Annotated in this window: 2 protein-coding genes; both read left to right on the top strand. The window is 65.5% G+C overall.

Translation table 11 applies throughout. The features are described 5' to 3' along the window. Positions 1-49: 49 nt before the first annotated feature. Positions 50-1,612, top strand: a complete 1,563-nt coding sequence (locus tag BT122_RS10625; RefSeq protein ID WP_072355875.1) for an IS3 family transposase — start codon at positions 50-52, stop codon at positions 1,610-1,612. Between the two features lie 11 nt (positions 1,613-1,623). After that, positions 1,624-1,932: a hypothetical protein gene (locus BT122_RS10620; RefSeq protein ID WP_072355874.1), complete on the top strand. Its 309-nt coding sequence runs from the start codon at positions 1,624-1,626 to the stop codon at positions 1,930-1,932. The last annotated feature ends 36 nt before the right edge of the window (positions 1,933-1,968 follow it).

Below are 1,968 nucleotides of genomic sequence, written 5' to 3'. Positions count from 1 at the left end.
GGGACTGCGGTGGAAATCCTGGACCAAATAGGAACAGGAAGGAATCCGCATGTACAGCACCGAGCAGCGAAGGGTTGCAATAGAGACCTTCATCGGGTTCGACCACAGCTATGCTGACACGATAGCCGAGCTGGGATATCCCGACAGGCACACGCTCAGGAACTGGTGGGGAGAGTACAGGGAGACCGGTGAGGTCCCTATAGCCAAGATAATCCGCGAACCGCGGTTTTCAGACGAGCAGAAGCGCGAGGCGGTCGAGCACTACCTCAGCCACGGCAAGAGGCTGAAGAGGACGATGAGGGCGCTTGGCTACCCGAAGAGTCGCATGACGCTTTGCGGGTGGGTCGACGAGCTCGCCCCCGGCCAGCGCAGGTACAGGGGCCCCAACCCGAAGCGGGATCCCGTCCCCGTGGAGAAGAAGGTGCAGGTCGTGGCCGAGCTCGAGGCGCGGACGGGGCCTGCGGTGGAAATCGCCGAGAGGCACGGCGTGCCGCGCGCGGCGCCGTACATGTGGCGCAGGGAAATCATGGGGGATAATGTCGGGGACACCGAGGAGAGAGGCGTTCCCGTGAGCAAGGAATTCGACGAGCTGCCCGACGACGTCGGCGAGCTCCAGGACATGCTGCGAGAGGCAAAGATGCAGCTCAGGAGGGTGCAGCTCGAGCTCGACGTGCGGCAGGCGACCCTCGAGATACTAAAAAAAGACCCAGGCGCCGACCCGGACCGCCTGTCCAACGCGGAGAAGGCGGCGATGGTGACGGCGCTGAGGGGCAAGTATAGGCCCTGCGAGCTCCTGCCCGTCGTGAGCATGGCCAAGAGCAGCTACGAGTACGCGGCGAACGCCCAGGCGAGGGGCGAGACCGAGGAGCATGCCGCCGCCAGGAAGGCCGTCGTTGCCGCGTTCGAGGCCAGCGGCGGCACGTACGGCTACAGGCGCATCACCGCCTCCGTGGGCGTCGGCGAGTGGACCGTGCGCGGCATCATGAGGGACGAGGGCCTCGTCGCCCGCGCCGCCAAGAGGAAGCGCGGCTACAGCTCCTACGAGGGAGAGACCTCCGAGGCGCCCCCGAACCTGCTGCGCGACGAGAGGGGGAAGCACCACTTCCGCGCCGACGGGCCCAACGAGCTCTGGGTAACCGACGTGACCGAGTTCCGCATCCCCGCCGGCAAGGTGTACCTCTCGCCCATCGTGGACTGCTTCGACGGCATGCCGCTGAGCTGGTCGATTTCGACCTCGCCGGACGCCGAGATGGCCAACTCGTCGCTGCTCGGCGCCTGCGGGTGGCTAGGCGAGGGCGACCACCCCAAGGTCCACTCGGATCGGGGCTGCCACTATCGCTGGTCCGGATGGATAAGGATATGCGACGAGCACGGCCTGGTCAGGTCGATGTCCAGGAAGGGGTGCAGCCCCGACAACGCAAGGTGCGAGGGGTTCTTCGGAAGGCTGAAGGCGGAGTTCTTCTACGGCTGTGACTGGAGCGGTGTCACGATCGACGAGTTCATGGGGATGCTCGACGCGTACCTGAGGTGGTATCGTGACGTCAGGATCAAGAGCGACCTCGGCTACAGGAGCCCGATGCAGCACCGTCGGGACCTTGGCCTGGCTGCATAGGGGGTGCACGGATGAAGGTGTCGGAGCTGGCGGACGCCCTGCGCGGATCGAACCCGGAGGCGGAGGTCGTCACGTGCCTGGAGATTCCCGACGGGGAGGGTGACTACCTCCTCTTCAGCGAGTGCCCTCCCTCGCTCGCAGAGCCGTATCCCGGCGACGATGGCAGGTTCCTCGTGCACGCGGCCCTCACGCTCGGCGAGCTCGTCTCGCAGGCATGCGACCCCTCGGTCATACGTGAGCTCGCGAGGGCATTGGAGCGAGAGGCGGACTCGATGGAACCGGATGAGGCGGGCAACGACGAGGGGTACGATAGCTTGTAACGTTGGATCTTGGTCCAAGTTCACCACCGCAGTCCC

The organism is Olsenella sp. kh2p3, assembly GCA_900119625.1.
Lineage (GTDB): Bacteria > Actinomycetota > Coriobacteriia > Coriobacteriales > Atopobiaceae > Tractidigestivibacter.
Note: the sequence above shows the minus strand (reverse complement) of the source record. Positions and strands in the feature narration are given on the sequence as shown.